Source organism: Streptomyces sp. NBC_00158 (genome assembly GCF_045160885.1).
In the GTDB taxonomy this organism is placed as follows: domain Bacteria; phylum Actinomycetota; class Actinomycetes; order Streptomycetales; family Streptomycetaceae; genus Streptomyces.
In genome coordinates this window covers 1568907-1590012 of sequence record NZ_CP108161.1, presented here as the reverse complement: position 1 = coordinate 1590012, position 21106 = coordinate 1568907, and the positions used below count along the sequence as shown (strand labels likewise).

The 21106-nt window shown below is 70.1% G+C and carries 16 protein-coding genes; 12 read left to right on the top strand and 4 right to left on the bottom strand.

From position 1 onward, the window contains the following. The first annotated feature begins 32 nt into the window (after positions 1–32). The 4 genes from OG553_RS07050 to OG553_RS07035 all read left to right on the top strand — a co-directional run bounded on the left by OG553_RS07050 (position 33) and on the right by OG553_RS07035 (position 5111). Positions 33–1694 carry a protein kinase domain-containing protein gene (locus OG553_RS07050; RefSeq protein ID WP_405978166.1) on the top strand — a complete coding sequence of 554 codons (1662 nt, stop codon included), beginning with the start codon at positions 33–35 and terminating at the stop codon, positions 1692–1694. Positions 1695–2487: 793 nt separating this feature from the next. After that, positions 2488–3807: a hypothetical protein gene (locus OG553_RS07045; RefSeq protein ID WP_405978165.1), complete on the top strand. Its 1320-nt coding sequence runs from the start codon at positions 2488–2490 to the stop codon at positions 3805–3807. Between the two features lie 129 nt (positions 3808–3936). After that, complete coding sequence (locus OG553_RS07040; protein ID WP_405978164.1) at positions 3937–4245, top strand: transposase; 309 nt, start codon at positions 3937–3939, stop codon at positions 4243–4245. Continuing rightward, entirely contained in the window at positions 4242–5111 is an 870-nt protein-coding gene (locus OG553_RS07035; RefSeq protein ID WP_405978163.1) for an IS3 family transposase, read from the top strand. The genes OG553_RS07040 and OG553_RS07035 overlap by 4 nt, the downstream gene beginning before the upstream one ends. A gap of 37 nt (positions 5112–5148) precedes the next feature. Here the strand turns inward: OG553_RS07035 and OG553_RS07030 are convergent, their stop codons facing one another. After that, positions 5149–6249, bottom strand: a complete 1101-nt coding sequence (locus OG553_RS07030; RefSeq protein ID WP_405978162.1) for an amidohydrolase family protein — start codon at positions 6247–6249, stop codon at positions 5149–5151. A 655-nt stretch (positions 6250–6904) separates the two neighbouring features. On the opposite strand from OG553_RS07030, the gene OG553_RS07025 reads away from it, so the two are divergent. From OG553_RS07025 to trpD, 7 genes are all read left to right on the top strand, one after another. Further along, complete coding sequence (locus OG553_RS07025; RefSeq protein ID WP_405978161.1) at positions 6905–9871, top strand: BTAD domain-containing putative transcriptional regulator; 2967 nt, start codon at positions 6905–6907, stop codon at positions 9869–9871. Between the two features lie 77 nt (positions 9872–9948). Then, complete coding sequence (sbnB, locus tag OG553_RS07020; protein WP_405978160.1) at positions 9949–10983, top strand: 2,3-diaminopropionate biosynthesis protein SbnB; 1035 nt, start codon at positions 9949–9951, stop codon at positions 10981–10983. Between the two features lie 66 nt (positions 10984–11049). Then, positions 11050–12588, top strand: coding sequence for an anthranilate synthase component I family protein (locus OG553_RS07015; RefSeq protein ID WP_405978159.1), 1539 nt, complete (start codon positions 11050–11052; stop codon positions 12586–12588). Further along, a complete protein-coding gene (locus OG553_RS07010; protein ID WP_405978158.1) occupies positions 12585–13181 on the top strand; it encodes an anthranilate synthase component II in 597 nt (198 codons plus the stop codon). Before OG553_RS07015 ends, OG553_RS07010 begins: the two co-directional genes overlap by 4 nt. Positions 13182–13207: 26 nt before the next feature. Then, positions 13208–14536: a class II 3-deoxy-7-phosphoheptulonate synthase gene (locus OG553_RS07005; RefSeq protein WP_405978157.1), complete on the top strand. Its 1329-nt coding sequence runs from the start codon at positions 13208–13210 to the stop codon at positions 14534–14536. A 264-nt stretch (positions 14537–14800) separates the two neighbouring features. Next, the gene (locus OG553_RS07000; RefSeq protein ID WP_405978156.1) at positions 14801–15007 is read left to right on the top strand and encodes a hypothetical protein; all 207 of its coding nucleotides are present in this window, start codon (positions 14801–14803) and stop codon (positions 15005–15007) included. 36 nt (positions 15008–15043) lie between these two features. Next, positions 15044–16141: an anthranilate phosphoribosyltransferase gene (gene trpD / locus OG553_RS06995; RefSeq protein WP_405978155.1), complete on the top strand. Its 1098-nt coding sequence runs from the start codon at positions 15044–15046 to the stop codon at positions 16139–16141. A gap of 102 nt (positions 16142–16243) precedes the next feature. On the opposite strand, the gene OG553_RS06990 is transcribed toward trpD, so the two are convergent. The 3 genes from OG553_RS06990 to OG553_RS06980 form a co-directional block, all read right to left on the bottom strand. Further along, a complete protein-coding gene (locus OG553_RS06990) occupies positions 16244–17557 on the bottom strand; it encodes a cation:proton antiporter (protein WP_405978154.1) in 1314 nt (437 codons plus the stop codon). Then, on the bottom strand, positions 17544–18182 hold the full coding sequence (locus tag OG553_RS06985; protein ID WP_405978153.1) for a flavin reductase family protein: 639 nt from the start codon (positions 18180–18182) through the stop codon (positions 17544–17546). The genes OG553_RS06990 and OG553_RS06985 overlap by 14 nt, the downstream gene beginning before the upstream one ends. Before the next feature lie 101 nt (positions 18183–18283). Then, on the bottom strand, positions 18284–19882 hold the full coding sequence (locus OG553_RS06980; RefSeq protein WP_405978152.1) for a tryptophan halogenase family protein: 1599 nt from the start codon (positions 19880–19882) through the stop codon (positions 18284–18286). Between the two features lie 176 nt (positions 19883–20058). Here OG553_RS06980 and sbnA point away from each other — a divergent pair, with 176 nt between their 5' ends. Beyond that, a complete protein-coding gene (sbnA, locus tag OG553_RS06975) occupies positions 20059–21093 on the top strand; it encodes a 2,3-diaminopropionate biosynthesis protein SbnA (RefSeq protein WP_405978151.1) in 1035 nt (344 codons plus the stop codon). The last annotated feature ends 13 nt before the right edge of the window (positions 21094–21106 follow it).

The window sequence follows — 21106 nt, the reverse complement described above, 5'->3', positions numbered from 1 at the left end:
TCACGCTCCGACCACACAGAGGGGGACCTCGTATGGTGCAGGGCGGTACGCCGATTTTCGACGCTGGCGTACCGGCTCGCGTGATCGCGGGCCGGTACAGGCTGCACACGCCCATCGGCGCGGGTGGCATGGGCGAGGTCTGGCAGGCGTACGACGAGCGCCTGGATCGCCGGGTCGCGGTCAAGATGATGCTGGCCGAGAGCCCGGTCCCGCCCGGGTTCCAGGGAGCGGCCTTCGAAGAGACCCTGCAGACCCGCCGTGCCCGATTCCTGCGCGAGGTCCAGATCACCGCCGGTATCGAACACCTGGGTGTGCCGGCCGTCTACGACACCGGAACCGATGAGGCCAGTGGACGGCTGTTCGTCGTCATGCAGCTCCTGCAGGGACGCGAACTGCAGACGTTCATCGACGAGACCGACTACGAAAGCGAGACGGTTTCGGTCTCCTGGGCCGCGGCTGTCGGTGCCCAGATCGCCTCCGTCCTTGACACCGTTCACCGTCACGGCGTCGTGCACCGCGACATCAAACCGTCCAACCTGATGCTCACCCCCGGAGGCGTGGTCAAGGTCCTCGACTTCGGCGTTGCCGCCCTGCGCGGAGTCGGTACCCTGCCCCGCCTCACCCAGGTCGGCATGACTGTGGGCACCCCGCCCTACATGTCCCCCGAACAGAGCCTGGCCAACGCCGTCGGCCCCGCCGCAGACGTCTACGCCCTCGCCTGCGTACTCCACGAACTCCTCACCGGCAAGCCGCCGTTCACCCCCGACGACAGCCGCTCCCACATGTGGCACCACGTCCACACCCCGCCTCCGCCCATCTGCACCCTGCGTCCGGACTTGCCGGCCGAGATCGAAAAGCTCCTGCTGGCGATGCTCACGAAGGAAGCCGAGCAGCGTATGGATGCGATGTCGGTCTACGACACCCTCCTGCCCTTCGTCCACGCCTCCACCGGCATCGCCGCTACGACCGCCGAGGGCATGCTCGACCCCCGTCTGCCGTTTCTGCGACCCTTCGGCGGCCGGGAGCCCAGCCCTAGTGTCTCCGCCTCGTACACACCCACAGTCGTCGTTCCCTCACCGTGGGCGCCCTCAATGGCAGGCGCGTTGCTGGCGCTGGCGCTGGCGACAGACCCTGCTGCACTGACCGAGCAGGAGGCGGACGCGGTCTCCGACCGGGCGGCGGGGCTGGCTCAGCAGGGCCAGTTCACGCAGGCAGCTGACGCACTGGCCGAGGCGATCGCAAGAGCCACTGACCTGGAGCTCCGAGAAGGCATGCAGTTCAGTCTCGCCCAGGTGAGATTCCTGGCCGGAAGCCACCGAGAGGCCCTCGCGCTCTTCGAGCCGCTCGCCCACAAGTACACCGACCGCTATGGCGACCAAGACGAGCAAGTCCAGCTGTGCTGGTACTACGCCGGGCAATGCCGGATGGAACTTGGCGAAGCTACCGCCGCCATCCAAGCCTTTGACCGAATCGGTGAGATCACGCCCGACGAGGGCGACGAGGACGCCGTCAACCGCCACCTCGATGCTCTCGCACGGCTGATGAGCTTGTACGCCGCGACGGAAAGCCTTCCCCAGGCGCTGGACATAGGAGAACGGCTCCGGTCGGAAACCTCCTGCCTACGGGGAAGCGACTGGCCTGGGCTGGCACAGATCGATACCTATCTCCGCCGCCTTCGTCAGGACCTGGGCTGATCGGCCGACTCTGGGTCGGTAGGTTGCGCACCGCATGAGTGGCCGCTGCGCTCTTGCGGAGCAAGTCGGCGGCGGCTGTATTCGGCTGTGCAAGCGCTCGCCAGCGCTTGCACAGCCTCGTGCTGGGATCACCGCGCGCTATTCCGTTCTCCGTTGTGACGCTGGTTTGACGCACGGGTCCCGTGGCTGGAGTGGCGCAACCCTCTGACCTGCTGTTTTGTGCTCTAGGTAGGTGACTACTTCTTCCCGATGACGCACCACGTGGAGTGCGTCGCGATCCTTGAACCCATCGCGAAGGTCGCCTGACCTGCGGCTTCTCGGTTCCTGCAGTTCGCTCGACCTATTTCCGGACGGACAACAGGTCGAGTGAATGCGGTCGCTGTTGCGGCTGCCGCGATCTGCTTGACCTGCGGCTTTGGGTGACCAGGGCAGGGGTTCGGCGGTAGCAGCATCGGAATCGCTCAGAATCTTGACGCTCGAATGACGCCCACCTGTGAATTTTCTGATGGGCCGTCAGCGACGAATGGTCGCCCTCTCGGGCCTTGCTAGGTGGCGATACGAGGGTCGGCCTTTGCGGGCGGTCGGGATCGAGGCCGGACCGCCCGGAACGCGGCCCCACGCTTCCCCGTGCGAGCTCCAGCAATGCGCACAGCTTCTCCGCTAGGTTCAGCCCGGAGCCGGATGCGTTCGGCTCCTCGCAAGACCGCCAGGCCGAAGCGTAGTTGGGGCTGGCATCCTTGTGACGGAGCCCCCGTAGGGGCGGGCTGGATCAAGCTAGACGTACGGTGAACCTATGGTGGCGATCCTGCGATGCACTCCTGATGAAGAGAAGTTCCTTGCCGGCTTCCGACGGCCGACACAGTTCGAGGCCGGCTGGGAGTCATTAGGGGAACGTGATGCGTGGAAGAGCAGCCACGTCGTCCTGGTTGTGACCGGACAGGCGAGTCGTAGGCCGCTCGTTGAGTACGTCGGGCACGCCAGGAGCGGTCGACGTGCGGGCACATTTGGAAAGACGATCGAGGTGACGCAGCTTCATCGCATCGCGCCTCCCGTCCCCATCGAGACGTTGTCCGATCTAGTCCACCCTCGTCACAGATACGCCACTGGTATGTCGGGCACGTTGTCGAAGCGCGCCGGGGAAGAGCTGCTGGACGCACTCACCACGTGTCGGGCCGATTTGGCCGGTGTCATCGCCCGGTTGCAGGAGCGGACAGGTGGCTTCCAGATCCTCAGCCGGGTGCGGGAGCTCTTTGTAGAGGAACGGGATGCCACCGGGCTGGCTCTTCAGCTGGGCGGATTCGACCGGAGCATCATCGGTGAGGCTCGGTTTCCGGATGAGAACGGGTCCAGAGTGCCGGTTCTAGCCACTCTTCCAGGTCACCCGGCGCACGAGGACCACCTTGTCTTTCACGACGCGCAACGGTTCTCGGACTGGGTCGGTAGCGATGCGGAGCACCTCGCGAAGCGTCTGTTCCAGAAGGGAGACCAGAAGCTCTTCATCGCCAACGTCAACCGTCTGCCGGCCGAGGACACGCTGGGGATCGACCTGATCTACCACCATGTGAACCGGGACAGCTTCATCCTTGTGCAGTACAAGAAGATGCAGCAGGTCGGCTCGGGCCGCAGCGAGTGGGGCTATCGTCCGGATACTGACCTGGACGACCAGCTGGAGCGCATGAGGCAGGTAGAGGAGGCGTGCACAAGGCTCGATCAGGATCCGCTGCTCGACTATCGCCTTGCTCCTCAGCCCTGTTGGATCAAATTCTGTAAGTCCGAGCAGACCGCACCGAGAGGGGACGCCTTGATCGGTGGCATGTACCTCGCTCGCGAGCACGTCGAGTGGCTTCGTCAACATCCCGACCTTGCCACTGGTCCGAGACGGGGAGAGTTGTTCGGGTATCACACGGTGCCGCGCTACTTCGACAACACGACCTTCACCCAGCTTGTCCAAGACGGTTGGATCGGCACGCGAGGCAAGGCGAGCGAGATCATCCGGGACCAAATCGAAGCCAGCCTCAACGGCTCGCGTTCCCTTGTCTTCGCCGCCCTCATCGGCGACGACATGACGCAAGCCGAACGCACCAGAGAGCGCAGAGGTGGCTCGGCGGGTTGAACCCACGGTGATCCCACGATCTGCCGGTACGATCCCGATCAGCACGGCCAGAGGTCAGTGCGGCGGGGTGGGGTTGCTTCGGTTTGGCGGACATCCGAGATCCGGGCCCGTGCTCGGGGAGGGATGTCCATGATGGAGAACATGCCGAAGAAGAAGCCGCGGCAGCGGCGGCAGTTCACGGCCGATTTCAAGGCCGAGATCGTCGAGCTGTGCCTGCGCGGGGACCGGTCGGTGCCCGATATCTGCAAGGACTTCGACCTGACCGAGTCCGCGGTGCGGCTGTGGCTTGCGCAGTCCGACGACAGTCACCAGCCCAAGGACCTGGACCGCGACGACCGGGAGGAACTGGCCCAGCTGCGGCGGGAGAACCGCCGCCTGCGAGAGGACATCGAGATCCTCAAGCGGGCCACGGCTTTCTTCGCGAGGGGGACCCGGTGACGGTGCACCCGTTCATCGAGGCGGAGAAACACGCAGGTCACAGCGTCAAACGCGCCTGTGAGCTGATGAAGGTCTCCCGGTCCGACTACTACAAACGCCGCCAGGAAACCCGCGGGCCGCGGGCCCTGCGGGACGAAGAACTGACAGGCCGGATCAGCGAGATCCACGACCTCTCACGCGGCACCTACGGCGCCCCCAGGATCCACGCCGCTCTGCTGCGTGAAGGCCTGGCCTGCGGACGGCGCCGGGTCGCCCGCCTGATGCGCCAGGCCGGCATCATCGGCCGGCACCGCCGCCGAAACCACCGCACCACCATCCCCGACCCGGCCTCCGGCACTCGACCTGACCTGGTCGGACGCGACTTCCGCACCCACCCGGCCGCGACCGACACCCGCTGGTGCGGCGACATCACCTACATCCCCACCGGCGAGGGCTGGCTCTACCTGGCCACCGTCATCGACATCGCCTCCCGCCGCGTGGTCGGCTGGGCCACCGTCGACCACCTGGGCACCAGCCTGGCCGCCGAGGCCCTCACCACCGCTTGCCACCAGCGCCGGCCCAAGGGCCCGGTCGTCTTCCACACCGACCGCGGCACCCAGTACACCAGCCACGCCTTCGCCCGCCTCGCAGCCGACCTGTCCATCCGGCTTTCCGTCGGACGCACCGGCGTCTGCTGGGACAACGCCCTCGCCGAGTCCTTCTTCGCCACCCTGGCGACCGAGCTGGTCAGCCGACACAACTGGCACACCCGAGCCGCCGCCAAAAGCGCGATCTTCGAGTACATCGAGGGCTGGTACAACACCCGCCGACTCCACAGCAGCCTCGGCTACCAAAGCCCAGCCGAGTACGAAACCACAGCAACCTGACCAACACATCGAACCTGTCCGCCAAACAGGAACAACCTCAGTCGGGGTGAAGGGCCGGGCCCGCGGCCAGGACCAGGCGGACCGTGCGGAGGGAGTTCAGGTCCGTGAGGGGGTCGCCGTCGACGACCAGGAGGTCGGCGCGGTGGCCCGGTGTCAGCCGGCCGGTGTCGTGGGTGAGGTTCAGGGCATCGGCCGCGCCTGCCGTGGCCGCGTCGATGATCTCGGGCGGGGTCATGCCGATGTGTTCGAAGAACTCCAGGCTGGAGACGAACCCGTCGAAGACGGCGCGGGGGACGCCGGCGTCCGTGCCGGGGAGGAGGCGGACGCCGCTCCGGGCCATCCGGCCGATGCGCCGGAACATCTCCTCGGCGCGGTGCGTGCCGAAGCGTTCCGCGAAGCCCTCCCAGTCCGGGCTGGCGGCGGGGCAGACCGCGATGGCCCGGGCGGCCATGGCGGCCACCAGGTCCTCGCGTACGTCGAAGCCGTGCCGGGCCGTCCAGGTGCAGTGCTCGATGGTGTCGACCCCGGCCGCCACGGCTGCCGCGATGCCGTCCGTGCCGTGTGCGTGGGCGGCGACCGGCAGGCCGGCCCGACGGGCCTCCTCCACCACGGCGCGCAGTTCCGGCTCGGTGAACTGGGACTGCCAGGTGGGAGGGCCGCCCTTGGTGATGCCGCCTCCGGTGGCCATCACCTTGATGAGGTCGGCGCCGCTCGCCGCGTTGCGTCGCACCGCTTCCCGGATCGCGTCCTCTCCTTCGACCTCCCCGCCGAAGAACCAGCAGTGCCCGCCGGGCGCGGTCAACGGGGTTCCGGCGGCGAGGACGCGCGGGCCCCGCAGCCGCCCGGCCGCAATCTCCTCGCGCAGCCGGACCGCCAGTCCGCCCCGGTCGCCCAGGTCGCGTACGGTCGTCACGCCCGTGGCGAGGAGCTGCTCCGCGCGCGCCGCCATCGCGGCGTACAGCTCGGTGTCGGACGCGGCGAGCAGGGCCGCCACCGGGTCGGGGCCGGCGTCGAGCGCGAGGTGGACGTGGGCGTCCACGAGGCCCGGCAGCAGCGTGCCGTCGGGGAACGCCAGTCGGCGTGCCTCCGGTCCGGCCAGTGCCTCGACCTCGGCCCGCGGGCCGGAGGCCGTGATCACAGCCCCCTGAACGAGCACGGCCCCGTCTGGTACCGCTCTTCCGCCGGGCCCGGAGACCATGCGTCCCGCCGATATCACCGCGTGCGTCATGGGGCTGAGGCTGCCACGGGCCGCTTCAAGGCGGCGTCAACCCGCTGGCGGTCCGGGGCTCCTCGAACTGGCGGGCGGCCGGATCGGGTTCGTGGGGGAGGCCGTGGTGGGGGAGGGTGGCCGGTTGCGGTCGGTGGGGGGCGGGCGTCGCGTGTCGGGTGCGTGAAATCCGGGGCGTGGTGCGCGGTGCCGGCGGTTGGACGGGTGCGAAGGGCGCCACTTCGAGGTTGACGGGATCGGGAGGGATGTCCTCGCGGAAGGGGACGGGAGGTGGCGTTCGGGTGGCTTTGGGGAGGCGTGAAGGGGAGTCTCCTGTTCCTTGGGTTTGGCTGGATGTCGACCTCGTGGCTGCCGCTTGAGCGGCGGTAGGGTTCCGATCGATTCCGGCCATTCGCGAGATGATCGATCAGCTTTCGGTCATGGTGCCCCACCAGGCGCAAAGCTTGGGTCTGGTCTCTTTTCTGTCAGCGGCAGACAGGTAGGGTGATCGCGCTGCCGGGCCCGGTGGCGACGGGGGGAGACACAGTTGGGCGAGCCACTCAGATTCGGAATTCTCGGACCACTCATGGTCACCGTAGGGGAACGGACCGTTCAGGTCGGAGGTGCCCGGCAACGTACGATTCTGGCCCTTCTGCTCCTGAGTCCGGGGCGAATCGTTCCGGTTGACACCCTGGTGGACGTGGTCTGGAACGGTCGTCCGCCAGCCACCGCGCGCACCCAGGTCGCCATCGTCATCGCGGCCCTGCGCAAGGCGATCAAGAGCGAGGGAGTGGCCGAGGAGGTCATCGCCACCGCGCACCCCGGCTACCTGCTGCGCCCCGACGGGCACGTGCTCGACACCGTCACCTTCAGCGGGCTCGTCGCCGAGGCCGAGGAAGCCGTGCGCACGCACCGGACCGCCGACGCCGCGCGCTGCTACGCCGAGGCGCTCGGGCTCTGGCGCGGGCCCGCGCTCACCGGAGTCACCGGGCAGCTCGTCGAGGACGAGGCGGCCCGCTGGGAAGAGGTCCGGATCAACGCCTACGAGGCGCTGACGGGCGTGCAGCTGGAGCTGGGCCGGCACCAGCTGCTGCTGCCCGAACTGGCCGCCGCCGTACGGGAACACCCGCTGCGCGAACGCACCCGGTACCACCTGATCCTGGCCCAGTACCGCTCGGGGCGCCGGGCCGAGGCGATGGAGAGCTTCCGGGAGGCGCGGCGCCAGTTCATCGACGAGCTCGGCATGGACCCGGGCCCCGAACTCCAGGAGCTGCACGACGCGATCCTGCGGGATGATCCGTCCCTGGCCTTCGAAGCGCCCGTCCAGGGGGATGGGACGGATGGTGCCGCGGACGCCTTAGCGGCACGCGGGCGCGTCGTGCCATCGGAACTGCCGCCCGACGTGCCCGGGTTCGCGGGCCGCGGTGCGGAACTCGCCTCGCTCGACAGCCTGGTGGAAGGGCAGGGGGAGGGCGGCCGGGCTTCCACGGTCGGGCTGATCACCGGCGTCGCGGGGGTGGGCAAGACCGGTCTCGCGGTGCGCTGGGCGCATCGTGTTACCGAACAGTACCCCGATGGGAGGCTCTTCGCGGACCTTCGGGGATATGACGAGCACCATGCCCCGACGACCGCCGGGGACATACTCAGCCGCTTCCTGCGCTCGCTCGGCGTGGACAGCGACGACGTGCCCAACGGCCTGGAGGACCGCATCGCGCTGTACCGCAGCGTGCTCGCGGAGCGCAGGGTGCTGATCGTGCTGGACAACGTACGCACCTTCGCGCAGATCCGGCCCCTGCTGCCGGGCAGCGGCGGCTCCACCGTGCTCGTCACCAGCCGCGAGCAGCTGGAGCAGCTGGTGACCTGGCCGCAGCGGGCCCGGGTGCACCTGGGCGTGCTGCCGGAGGCCGATTCGGTCGAGCTGCTCGGGCGGATCGTCGGCGAGGCCCGGATACAGGCCGCCCCCGAGGACTCCGCCCGGCTGGCCGAGCTGTGCGACCGGCTGCCGCTGGCGCTGCGCATCGCGGCGGCCCGGCTGGCCTCGAAGCCGCACTGGACGGTGCGCCACCTGGTGACCCGGCTCAACGACGGGCGGCGCCGGCTGGACGAGCTCAGCCAGGGCGAGTCCCAGGTCCGGGCCAGCTTCGAGCTGAGCTACCGCTACCTGCACAAGGACGCCGCCCGGCTCTACCGGCTCCTCGGGCTGCTCGGCGTACCCGACTTCACCACGTGGGTGGGTGCCGCGCTGCTGGACGGGGACGTCATGGACGCGGAGCGGCTGATAGAGCACCTGGTGGACGCGCAGTTCCTGGAGGTCGTCGGCGTCGACGCCACCGGGCAGCTGCGCTACCGCTTCCAGAACCTGATGCGGCTGTACGCGGAGGAGCTGGCGCGGGAGGAGGAGGGCGAGGAGGAGCGGCGGGAGGCGTGCGACCGGGTGTTCCGGACGTGTCTGGCCATCGCGGAGCAGGCCTTCCGGAGGGAGAAGGGCGGCGACCACGACATCGTGCACGGCGATGTGCCGCGCCGGGAGGTCGACCCCGTCCTGCTGGACGAGCTGCTGGCGACACCCCTGGAATGGTTCGAGGCCGAACGGCTCTCGCTGGTCGCGGTCGTGGAGCAGTCGGCCCAGCTGGGCATGGACGATCTGGCCTGGGATCTCGTCATGTCCATGCAGGTCCTCTTCGAGACGCGCAACTACCTGGAGGACTGGCGCACGTGCAGTGGCTACGCCCTTGAGGCGGCGCGGATCGCGGGCAACCTCCGTGGTCAGGCGGCCATGCACGGACAGCTGGGCGTCGTCGAACTGCGGCTGCGCAACCTGCCCGAGTCCTGCCGGCGGCAGGAGACCGCCCTCGGGCTCTTCAAGCGGGCGCAGGACGCGCACGGTTCGGCGCTGGTGCTGAGCAACCTCGCCGGCATCGACCGGATCCGGGGCGATTACGAGCAGGGCATGGAGCGGCTCCGTGAGGCGCTGTCGGTGTTCCGCGAGGTCGGGGACCGGGTGGCGGAGGCCTACACGCTGCAGAGCATGGCCCAGTTCGCCCTGTACCAGGGGCAGCCGGACACCGCCCTGGAACTGAGCAGGGAGTCCGTGCGCGTCTCGGGGAGCATCGGCAACGACCAGCAGCGCGGTCTCGCCCTGGCCATGTACCGGCTGGCAGGCTCCCACCTGGCGCTGGGCCAGCTGGAGGACGCGGAGGCGGCCTTCGGCGAGGTCGTCCGGATCGTCAAGGAGAAGGCCGACCTGATCGGTCTCGCGCACGCTCTGCTGGGGCTCGCGGAGACCCGGGGGTCGGCCGGATCGGTCCAGTTGGCCGAGCAGACGTACCACGAGGCGCTGGACCTAGCCCGGCGTCATCACAGTCCGTTGCTCGAGGGGCAGATCCGGTTCGGCCTGGGCCAGCTCCACCACGGGAGCGGTCGCACGGACGAGAGCCGGGCCCAGCTGACCGCTGCCCTCACCATATTCCAGGGGATCGGCTCCCCGCCCTGGGAGGAGAAGGCGGCCGCCGCGCTGGAACGACTCCGGGAGGTGTCGCAGGAGCGCGCGTAACCGGCCAATAACCCGGCGATAAAGCGGCTCCCTAGCGTCATCGCAGACGAGAAAACCGCCAAGTTGTGGAGTCTGCGATGTCACGTACGGCCGGTGCGCCTTCCTTTGCCGTGATCCCGGGTGCCCAGGTGCACGAAGTCCTCGACGGCCGTGCGCCCGAAGTGGTCGGATTGATCGAATCCGCTTATCGGGTGCACGGCGAGGGCGGGACGGTCAATCCGCCGTCCTATTTCCTGCGCTTTCCCGACCGTCCGACCTCGCGGATCATCGCGCTGCCGGCGTCGATCGGGGGAGCGGCACCGGTCGACGGGGTGAAGTGGATTTCCAGCTTCCCCGAGAACGTGGCGGCCGGAATTCCGCGCGCCTCCGCCGTACTCATACTCAACGACCCCGAGACCGGATATCCCCTCGCCTGCCTCGAATCCTCGATCATCAGCGCGGCCCGCACCGCCGCCTCCGCCGCCCTGGCGGCCGACCGGCTCAGCCCGGCGGGCCGCCGGCCGCGCCGGATCGGGTTCTTCGGCGTCGGCCTGATCGCCCGCTTCATCCACCAGTACCTGGCCGGCACGGGCTGGGAGTTCGACGAGATCGGCGTCCACGACCTGTCCGCCGAGCACGCCGACGGCTTCGCCGACTACCTCACCCGCTCCGGCGAGCAGGGCCCGGTCACCGTCCACGACAGCGCCGAGAAGCTGATCCGCAACAGCGACCTCGTCGTCTTCGCGACCGTCGCCGGCACCCCGCACGTCACCGAGCCCGACTGGTTCGGCCACAACCCGCTCGTGCTGCACGTCTCGCTGCGCGACCTGTCGCCCGAGGTCATCCTCTCCGGCTTCAACGTGGTCGACGACGTCGAGCACTGCCTGAAGGCCGACACCTCCCCCCACCTGGCCGAACAGCTCACCGGAAGCCGCGACTTCGTCGACGGGACGCTGTACGACGTGCTCTCCGGGCAGCTGTCCGTGCCCGAGGACAAGCCCGTCTTCTTCTCGCCCTTCGGGCTGGGCGTCCTCGACCTCGCGGTGGGCCGGCACATCTACGACAGCCTGCGTGAGCGCGGCGACCTCGCCGTCGTCGAGGACTTCTTCCACGAAATGCGCCGCTACGGCTGAGCCCCGCCCCCCCGCGCACACCCGGCCGCCCCGAACGGCCCCGAGCCATCCGAGGAAAGTGATTCAGTGACCACACTGCTCGACACCGCCACTCGGGCGCCGGCCGCACACGGCCGGCGCCCCCTCCCCGTCCGGATCGAGGAGACAGTCCTCGACCCGCACCCCCCGATCGAGCTGTACGAGGCCCTGCGGGCGCGGTTCGGGGAGGACGTCTTCCTCCTGGAGTCCCTGGAGAGCCCCGAGTTCGACGGGAACTCCGCCGTCGTCGGCTTCGGCCGCCTCGCCGAGCTGCGCGTCCGTGCCGGGCGGATCTCCGCCGTCGGCGTGGCGCCCGTACTGGCCGAGCTGTCACGGGTCGCGGACGGGCTCGGGCTGGCCGCCGGCCCCGGGGGCGACCGGATCTTCGAACGCCCCGGCCAGGTCTGGGACGTGCTGCGGGCCGTCCAGGCACGCTTCGACGTCGACAGCGGCCGCCCCGACTACGCCTTCGGCTTCCTCGCCACCATCGGCTACGGCGCCGCCTGGTACATGGAGGACCTGCCCGTCCGGGAGCACACCGACGAGGGCGCCCCCGACCTGGTCCTGACCCTGTTCCAGGACACCGTCTGGTACGACCTGGACGCCGGCACGGCCGTCCGGCTGGCGGCCCGCAGCGAGGCCTTCGGCCCCGACGGCGGCCCCGCCGCCCGCACCGACCTGGCCGGCATCGTCGAGCGGCTGACCTCCGGGATCACCGAGCCCGCCGGCCGCGTCCCCGCCGCCCCCGCCCCGCGCGCCGTCCGCGACAGCACCGACGAGGAGGCCTTCCGCGCCAACGTGGAGCGCTGCCTGCGGCACATCGGCGTCGGCGACATCTACCAGATCCAGATCGGCCACCGCATCGAGGTCGACACCGACCTCACCCCGCTCGACGTCTACCGGCGGCTGCGCGGACGCAACCCGTCCCCGTACATGTACCTCGTCCCGCGCGACGGCTCCACGCTGATCGGAGCCAGCCCCGAGGTGCTCTTCCGCACCGAGGGCGACCGGATCGTGATGCGCCCCATCGCCGGCACCACACCCCGCAGCGGCGACCCCGCCGTGGACGGGCCGCGCGTCGAGGCCCTGCTCGCCAGCGAGAAGGAGCAGGCCGAGCACGTGATGCTGGTCGACCTGTGCCGCAACGACATCGGCCGGGTCTGCCTGCCCACCACCCTCGACGCCCCCCAGCTGATGACCGTCGAGACCTTCAGCCACGTCTTCCACCTGGTCTCCACGGTCGAGGGCAGCCTCGCCCCCGGAGAGGACACCTGGTCCTCGCTGGCCGCGACCTTCCCCGCGGGGACGGTCACCGGCGCCCCCAAGATCCGTGCCATGGAGATCATCTCCGAACTGGAGTCCGAGCCCCGCGACATGTACGCGGGCGCCGTCGGCCTCGTCGACGTACGCGGCTGGTCCCGGCTCGCCCTGTGCATCCGCACGGTCACCCACGACGGAACGGCCTACTCCACCCAGAGCTGCGCCGGCATCGTCGCCGACTCCTCGCCCGCCGCCGAGTGGCGCGAGACCCTGCACAAGATGGGGGCGGCCTACTGGGCGCTCACCGGTGAGGAGCTGCTCCCGTGAAGGTCCTGCTCGTCGACGCCTACGACAGCTTCACCCACATCATCGACCAGTACCTGCGCACCCTGGGCGCCGACACCGAGGTCGTCCGCTCCCGCACCGAGAGCCCCGACGAGCTCGCCGCGCGGCTGCCGGACGCCGTGGTCCTGGGTCCCGGACCGGGCCACCCCGCCGAGTCGGGCCACGTCGAGCTGGTGCACCGGTTCGCGGGACGGGTCCCCCTGCTGGGCATCTGCCTGGGCCACCAGGCCATCGGCCTGGCCTACGGGGGCCGCGTACAGGTCGCCGACCGGCTCAAGCACGGCAAGACCAGCGAGGTCGCCCACGACGGGGCCGGGGTCTTCGCCGGGCTCGGCGAGACCATGACCGCGACCCGCTACCACTCCCTCATCGTCGCCGAACCCCTGCCGCAGGAGCTGCTCGCCACCGCGCACGCCGTCGACGACGGCTACGTGATGGGCCTGCGCCACCGCACCCTCGCGGTCGAAGGGGTGCAGTTCCACCCCGAGTCCATCACCACCGTCGGCGGCATGCCGCTGCTGCGGAACTTCCTCACCAGCGCACGGACCAGGCCGGCCGGCACCCTCGCCGGGTGACGCAGGAGCCTCGAAGGAGCGATCTCGTGGAGCACGTGGATTCCTGGCGGGCCCGGCCCGCCGCACAACAGCCCGAATGGCCCGACCCCGCCGCCCTGGCCGAGGTACGGGAACGACTGCGGGAGGCCGTCCCGCTCGTGGTCGCCGCCGAGTGCGAGCAGCTCAAGTACCGGCTCGGCGCCGTCGCCCGCGGCGACGCCTTCCTGCTCCAGGGCGGGGACTGCGCCGAGACCTTCGCGGACGTCCGCGAGGACTCGGTGCGCCGCAAGGTGCAGACGCTGCTGCAGATGGCGCTCGTCCTCCAGTACGCCGGCTCCGTCCCGGTCGTCAAGATCGGCCGGATGGCGGGCCAGTACGCCAAACCCCGTTCCAAGCCCACCGAGACCCGCGGCGGGCTGACGCTGCCGGCCTACCGGGGCGACGCCGTCAACGGCTTCCCCTTCGAGGCGGCCGAGCGCACCCCCGATCCGGACCGGCTGCTGCGGATGCACCAGGCCGCCTCCGGCACGATCAACCTCGTACGGGCCTTCACCACCGGCGGCTACGCCGACCTGCGCCAGGCGCACGCCTGGAACCAGGACTTCGTGGCCCGATCGCCCGTCGGCGAGCGCTACTCGGCGCTCGCCACCCAGATCGACCAGGCCCTCAACTTCATGCGCGCCTGCGGTGCCGACGAACGCATCCAGCACGCCGTGGAGTTCTACGTCAGCCACGAGGGCCTGCTCCTGGAGTACGAGGAGCCGCTGGTCCGCGAGGACCCGGCGACCGGCCGCCGCTACGCGACCAGCGGGCACATGCTCTGGATCGGGGAGCGCACCCGGGACCTGGACGGCGCCCACGTGGAGTTCTTCTCGCAGATCGCCAACCCGGTCGCGGTCAAGCTCGGCCCGACGACGGACTCCGACACCGTGCTGCGGCTCATCGACCGGCTCGACCCCGACCGCGAGCCGGGCCGGCTGACCTTCGTCGTCCGGATGGGCGCCGGGCAGGTGCGCGACCGGCTGCCGGAACTGGTGGAGAAGACGGCGGCGGAGGGCGCGCCGGTGGCCTGGGTGAGCGACCCCATGCACGGCAACACCTTCGAGGCGCCGTCGGGCCTCAAGACCCGGCGCTTCGACGACATCGTCGACGAGGTGAAGGGCTTCTTCGAGGTCCACCGCGAGCTCGGGACGCATCCCGGGGGCGTGCACCTGGAATTCACCGGGGGCGACGTCACGGAATGCGTGGGAGGCGGCGAGGAGGTGAGCCTGGACGGGCTGAGCGAACGCTACGAGTCCACTTGTGACCCCCGGCTCAACCGCACCCAGTCGCTGGATCTCGCATTCCTGGTCGCCGAGATGTACCGGGAACGTTGAATTCCGGTTATCGCCGTTATCGCGGGGTGTCCCCGAGGGTGTCCCGAGGGCCCCTCAAGTGGCCCGCAAGCAGTCGTCAAGAGGGGTTCGCGGAGTGCGTTATCGCTGCACGGACCCCTCTTGACCTGCAGGTATATCGTCCTTATCGAAATTGCGCAGCCTCGGAAGGCACAGCGATATCAGCTCGAAGCCGCTCCTTCCTAGTGTTCTTCTCACCGGAACAAAGCGAAGCTCAAGCAGTACTCAACGGGGAGAAGAACAGAGATGCAGAACACGTGGCGCACCCAGGTCAAGCGCATCACCGTCGCGATCATCGCGGCGGTGGCGATGGCGGGCGGGGTGCAGATCGCGAACGAGGGACCTGCGGCCGCGCCGACCAGCGTCACCGCGGACGCCACCACTCCGGCGGCCCCGGCCGCCCAGCCCACCCCCACGCCGACCGCTTCGAAGGACTGGGAGGAGTGGAGCTAGGCCGCCACACCGACGACCCAACCGAGGGAGACCCAAGTGACCACCGCCAGACCAGAACCCGCCCGCGAAGCGCGCAGCTGGCCCGCCCTGCTGGAGACCCTGTTGGCCGGCCGTGACCTGGCCGCCGCCGACACCGCGTGGGCCATGGACCGGGTGATGAGCGGCGAGGCCACCGACGCGCAGCTCGCCGGCTTCCTGGTCGCGCTGCGCGGCAAGGGGGAGACGGTCGGTGAACTGGAGGGTCTGGTACGGGCCATGCTCCACCACGCGGTCCCCCTCGACGTCCCCGGTGCCACGGTCGACGTGGTCGGCACGGGCGGCGACGGGGCCCGTACGGTCAACATCTCGACCATGTCCGCGATCGTCGCGGCCGGCGCGGGTGCCCGGGTCGTCAAGCACGGCAACCGGGCGTCGAGTTCGGCCTCCGGCTCCGCGGACGTGCTGGAAGCGCTGGGCGTGCGGCTGCGCCTGGAGCCGGCGCGGGTGGCAGCGCTCGTGGAGGAGGCGGGGATCACCTTCTGCTTCGCCCCGGACTTCCACCCGTCCATGCGGCACGCCGCCGCCGTCCGCAAGCAGCTGGGGATCCCGACCGTCTTCAACGCGCTCGGGCCGCTGACCAACCCGGCCCGTCCGACCGCCCAGGCGGTCGGCGTGGCGGACGCCCGGCTGCTCCCGCTGATCGCCGGGGTACTTGCCCGCCGGGGCGGCAGCGCCCTGGTGTTCCGGGGGGACGACGGCCTGGACGAGCTCAGCGTCACCACCACCTCCACCGTGCTCAGCGTCGAGGGGGGAAGGGTCCGGGAGGAATCCTTCGACCCCCGCGACGCGGGCATCGCGCCCGCCCCGGTGGACGCGCTGCGCGGCGGGGACGCCGCGCACAACGCGGAGGTGGCCCGGCGGCTGTTCGCCGGCGGGGAGCGGGGTCCGGTACGCGACGCGGTGCTGCTCTCGGCCGCCGCCGCGCTGGCCGCGGCCGAGCCGTCCCGGGGCCGTACGGTCACCGAGCGGCTGCGCGAGGGGGTCGCCGCCGCGGCGGCCTCCCTGGACTCGGGGGCCGCGGAGGCGGTCCTGGAGCGCTGGGCGCGGGCGGCGTCCGGACACGCCGGAGCGCCGCTCGCCGCCGCGGGGCGGTGAGCGGTACGCACCGTACGGAACGCGGACGCGCCGCGGTGCGGCCGGGCCGGTCCCTGGGAGGGGGACGGCTCGGCCGCACCGGCGGCGGTCGGGGCCGAAGGGTCAGGGGGACAGGGCGGCCGCCTTCGCCGGCAGCCGTACCGGCTCGTGGACCAGTGGTCCGTCGGCCACGTCGTCGGCCTCCTTGCCCGGGGGTACGCCCTTGCGGATCCAGGACAGGGCCGGCGAGGTGATCGCCGTGGTCAGGAGGGCCATCAGGACCAGCATCGTGAACAGCTCGGGCCCGATCACCCCCAGCTCCAGCCCCAGGTTCAGCACCACCAGCTCGGTCAGGCCGCGGCAGTTCATCAGCGCCCCGATCGACATGGCGTCCCGCCAGGACTGGCCGGTGGCGCGGGCCGCCGCGGTGCTGCCGCCCCACTTGCCGAGGAAGGCGACGACCATGACGGCGCCGGCCCACAGCCACATCATCGGATCGGCGGCGATCAGCCCCACGTCCGTCTTCAGACCGGTGTTGACGAAGAACAGGGGCAGCAGGATGGGGATGGTGAAGGCCCGCAGCCGGGCCGCGCACAGCTCGATCACCCGGGAGCCGCGCGGGGTGATCACCCCGAAGACGAAGGCCCCGAACAGGGCGTGCACGCCGATCTTGTCGGTGGTGAAGGCCGACAGGCACAGCCCGCTGAAGAGCACCACCAGGACGACGGAGTCCACCGTGCGGGCGGCCCGTACGGCCCACTTGGCGAGCAGCGGCCGGATCGCGTAGATCATGAACGCCAGGAACAGGGCCGCGAGCGCCGCGGTCGTGGCCGCCTCGACGGGGGAGCTGCTGGTGCTGACGGCGACCACGGCGGCCAGCAGGCACCAGGCGGTCACGTCGTCCACCGCCGCGCAGGCCATGGCCAGCGCGCCGATCCGGGTGTTGTAGAGCCCCCGGTCGGTGAGGATCCGGGCGAGCACCGGGAAGGCCGTGATGCTCATGGACACGGCGATGAACAGGACGAACGCGAGCTTGGTGACCCCCTTGGGGGCCATCGTGTCGTACATCAGCAGGGCCAGGCCCGAGCCGAGGACCAGCGGGAGCGCGATGCTCGCCTGGCTGACGCCGATGGCGGTACGGCTGTGCCCGCGCAGGGCCGAGAGGTTGAGTTCCAGGCCCACCAGGAACATGAACGCCAGCAGACCGATGTTTCCGAACGCCCCGGTGAACGGCAGGACCGTCCCGGGGAACAGCCATGTCTGGGCATCGGGCCAGAGCCAGCCGAGCAGCGAGGGGCCGAGCAGGATGCCGACGGCGATCTCGCCGACCACCGGCGGCTGACCGAGCCGGCGGAAGAGCATGGCGCCGGCCTTGCACGCGATGATGACGGCGGGGATGGCGATCAGCAGGTCGGGCAGCGGGTCACGGGCGGACACGGGCCGCTCCTTCCGGGGCCTGCGGGACGGCGAGCGGGGCGGGTATCGCCGGCAGGGGAGGGGCCGCCGCGGGTGGGCCGGGGACGGCCGTGGCGTCGGTCCAGCGGGCGTAGCGGCGCTTGCCGTACAGCAGGGGCGCCTCGTCCTCGCGCAGCGAGACCCGGGTGATCCGGACGAACACGGCGGTGTGGTCGCCGAACTCGACGGCCTGGGTGACCTCCCCGTCGGCCACCGCGTGCGAGGCCTCCGCCAGGTGCGGGCCGCCGGCGCCCAGCGGCAGCCGCCACTCGACGCTCTCGAAGCGGTCGGGGGCGCCCGAGGCGAACAGGTCGGAGACGGGGCGGGCGTTCTCGTGGAGCAGGTTGACCGCCACGTGCCCGGTCTCCAGGACGGCCTGGACGGTCGGGCTCGCGGTGCGCAGGCACAGCACCACGGTGGGCGGGGAGAGGGCGACGCTGGCGAGCGAGCTGCACGTCATGCCGCGCGGCTCGGAGTCCGTACCGATCGTGGTGATCACCGAGACGCCCGAGGGGAAGGCCGACATCAGGGGCCTGATGTCGGCTTCGGCCGCGCTTTCGGCGAGGCCGGCGCGGGCGGAGGGGGACGGCTGCGAGGTGGCTGTCATGAGTGGGGACTCTCCTGGGATCAGAGGGGTGCGGCGGGGGCCCGGAACCGGAGGGAGGGGCCGGTTCCGGGCCTGTGCACCGGAAGGAAGCGTCGGGGGGACTAGCCGTGCAGCTTGCGCAGGTAGTCGTACGTGCTGGGGAGGGTGTCGAGGAGGTGGTCCTGCTCCTGCTTGACCTTGCCGAACAGGGCCTCGGCGCCGGCCACGGAGTCGGGCTTGTGCGCGAGGATCGGCAGCGGGGCGTCCGGCTCCAGGCCGAGGCCGGCGAAGACGCAGTAGTAGCTGCCGTTCGTCCAGAAGTTGCGGAATTCGGCCTCGAAGTTTCCGTAGTACGTGGACTCGTCCGCGATCGGCGAATTGATGGCCAGGCCGGCCTTGTAGGCGGAGATCTTCTCCTGGATGTTCTGCGGGAGGGTCAGCTCCTTGTTGGCCTGCCAGAAGGGCGTGTCGTTGCGCGGCGCGTAGTAGAAGTGCGCCTGGATGAAGTCGCGGGTGTCGTCGAACATCACCTCGATCTCGTGGTTGAAGCTGTTCGTCAGCTCCGGGTTGAAGTTGCGGTCCGGGAAGTGCTTGGCGAGCTGGTAGATGGCCGCGGTGATGAAGTAGATGCCGGTGGATTCCAGCGGCTCCAGGAAGGCGGAGGAGAGGCCGATGCTCACCACGTTGTTCACCCAGGCGCGGCGGTTGCGGCCGACCCGGAACTTCACGTGGTTGAACTTCGTCGTCTCCGGGTCCAGGCCCCACAGGTCGCTGAATTCCTTCGTCGCCTCCTCCTTCGTCGTGAACTTGCTGGAGTAGACGTAGCCGGAGCCGAAACGGCCCAGCATCGGGATCTTCCAGGTCCAGCCGGAGGACATCGCGATGGCGGAGGTGTACGGCTCGATGCCGTTCGCCTCGTCGTCGTGCGGCACCGCGGTGGCGACGGCGCTGTCGCAGAGCAGGTGGTCGCTCATGTCGATGAACGGCTCTTCCATGGCCTGGTTGATGAGCAGGCCGCGGAAGCCGGAGCAGTCCACGAACAGGTCGGCGTCCAGCACCCGGCCGGCCTTGGTGTGCAGGGCCCTGACGAAGCCGCGCTCGTCCTTCTCCGCGTGCGTCATCTCGTCCTGGACGTGGTTGACGCCCTGCTTCTCCGTCGCGAAGCGGCGCAGGAAGTCGGCGACGAGGGCGGCGTCGAAGTGCCAGGCGTAGCGGGTGGACGGGGTGCCGTCGAGCCACTTCGGGGACTTCTTCGCGTCCATCACCGGGGGCTCGCGGAAGCACGCGTAGTCGAACGGCTCCTCGGTCTGGCCCTCCAGCTTCCGCTTGGCCCAGTAGTGCGACATCGGGACGTTGTCGCTGTCGGGCAGGATGCCGAACGGGTGGTAGAAGTGGTCCGGGCCGCCGTTCTCCAGCTCACGCGCGTCCGGCTGCCCCTTGCCGCCGGTTCTCCAGTTCACGAACCGCACCGCCATCTTGAAGCTGGCGTTGCACTCCCGCATCCACTCCTCCTCGGCGATGCCGAGGTAGTCGAAGAGGACCTTGTGGAGGTTCGGGACGGTGGCCTCGCCGACACCGATCCGCGGAATCGCCGGCGCCTCCAGGACCGTGATGTCCACGGTGCCCTGCAGGGCCTTCCCGAGATATGCGGCGGTCATCCAGCCGGCGGTACCGCCGCCCAGGATGACGACTTTCTGAATGCGCGAGTCGGTGCCGGTCATGTGGGGACTCTCTCTTCCGTCTGCTGGGGAGTTCCGTTGTGCGATGGGAAGAGATTCGGACCGTCGACTATGCGCCACCTATAACCAGCCGTATGGCGTCGATATAGCGGATTGGCCGAATCTCGGTCCCGTTGTATCCGCACCCCGCAACTCCCAGCAGAGGATGGCTGCATCAGATGCCGTACGACGAAGGGACGAAGGGAATCCTCTCTACAGTGGGAGGAACGCCGCTCATCGAACTGGAGCGTTTGCTGCCGGGCCTAGGCTCGCGGGTGTTCGCGAAGGTGGAGCGGTTCAATCCCGGAGGAAGTATCAAAGACCGCTCGGCACTCTCCATGGTGCTGGCGCGCATCAGGTCCGGGGAACTCGTCCCCGGCAAATCCACGGTGATCGAGTCGAGCTCGGGCAACCTCGCGATCGGGCTCGCCCAGATCTGCGGCTATTTCGGCCTGCGCTTCATCTGCGTCGTCGACGCCCGCACGACCCGGCAGAACGTGGCGATCCTGCGGGCCTACGGGGCCGAGGTCGAGATCGTCGTCGACCCCGACCCGGTCACCGGCGAGCTGCTGCCCGCCCGGCTGCGACGGGTCGCCGACCTCGTCGCCGAGACCCCCGACGCCTACTGGCCCGACCAGTACTCCAACCCGCTCAACCCGATCGCCCACCAGAACACGATGCGCGAGATCGCCGAGGCCCTCGACGGCCGCGTCGACCAGCTCGTCGTGGCCGCGGGCACCAGCGGAACCCTCGGCGGCTGCGCCGAGTACATCCGCAGGCACGGCATGAACACCACCGTCAACGCGGTCGACGCCATAGGCAGCGTGCTCTTCGCCCCGCCCGAGCGCGTCACCCGGCTGATCCCGGGCCACGGCGCCTCGGTCGTGCCCCGGCTGCTGCGCCCCTCGGACGCGGACCGGGTCATCCACGTCGGCGACCTCGACTGCGTCGTGGGCTGCCGCCGGCTGGTGCGCCAGGAGGCCGTGCTCGCCGGCGGCTCCTCGGGGGCCGTGGTCGCCGCCCTGGAACGGATCGCCCCGGACATCATCCCGGGCTCCAACGTGGTGCTCGTCCTGCCCGACGGCGGCGACCGCTACCTGGAGACGATCTACGACGACGCCTGGGTGCGCCGCCAGTTCGGCGAGGTCTCCCACCTGTGGAAGGACCCGCAGCCCGCGGTCACCCCGCACCTGGTGGATATAGGCCACGGATAGCGGCCGCTCCCAC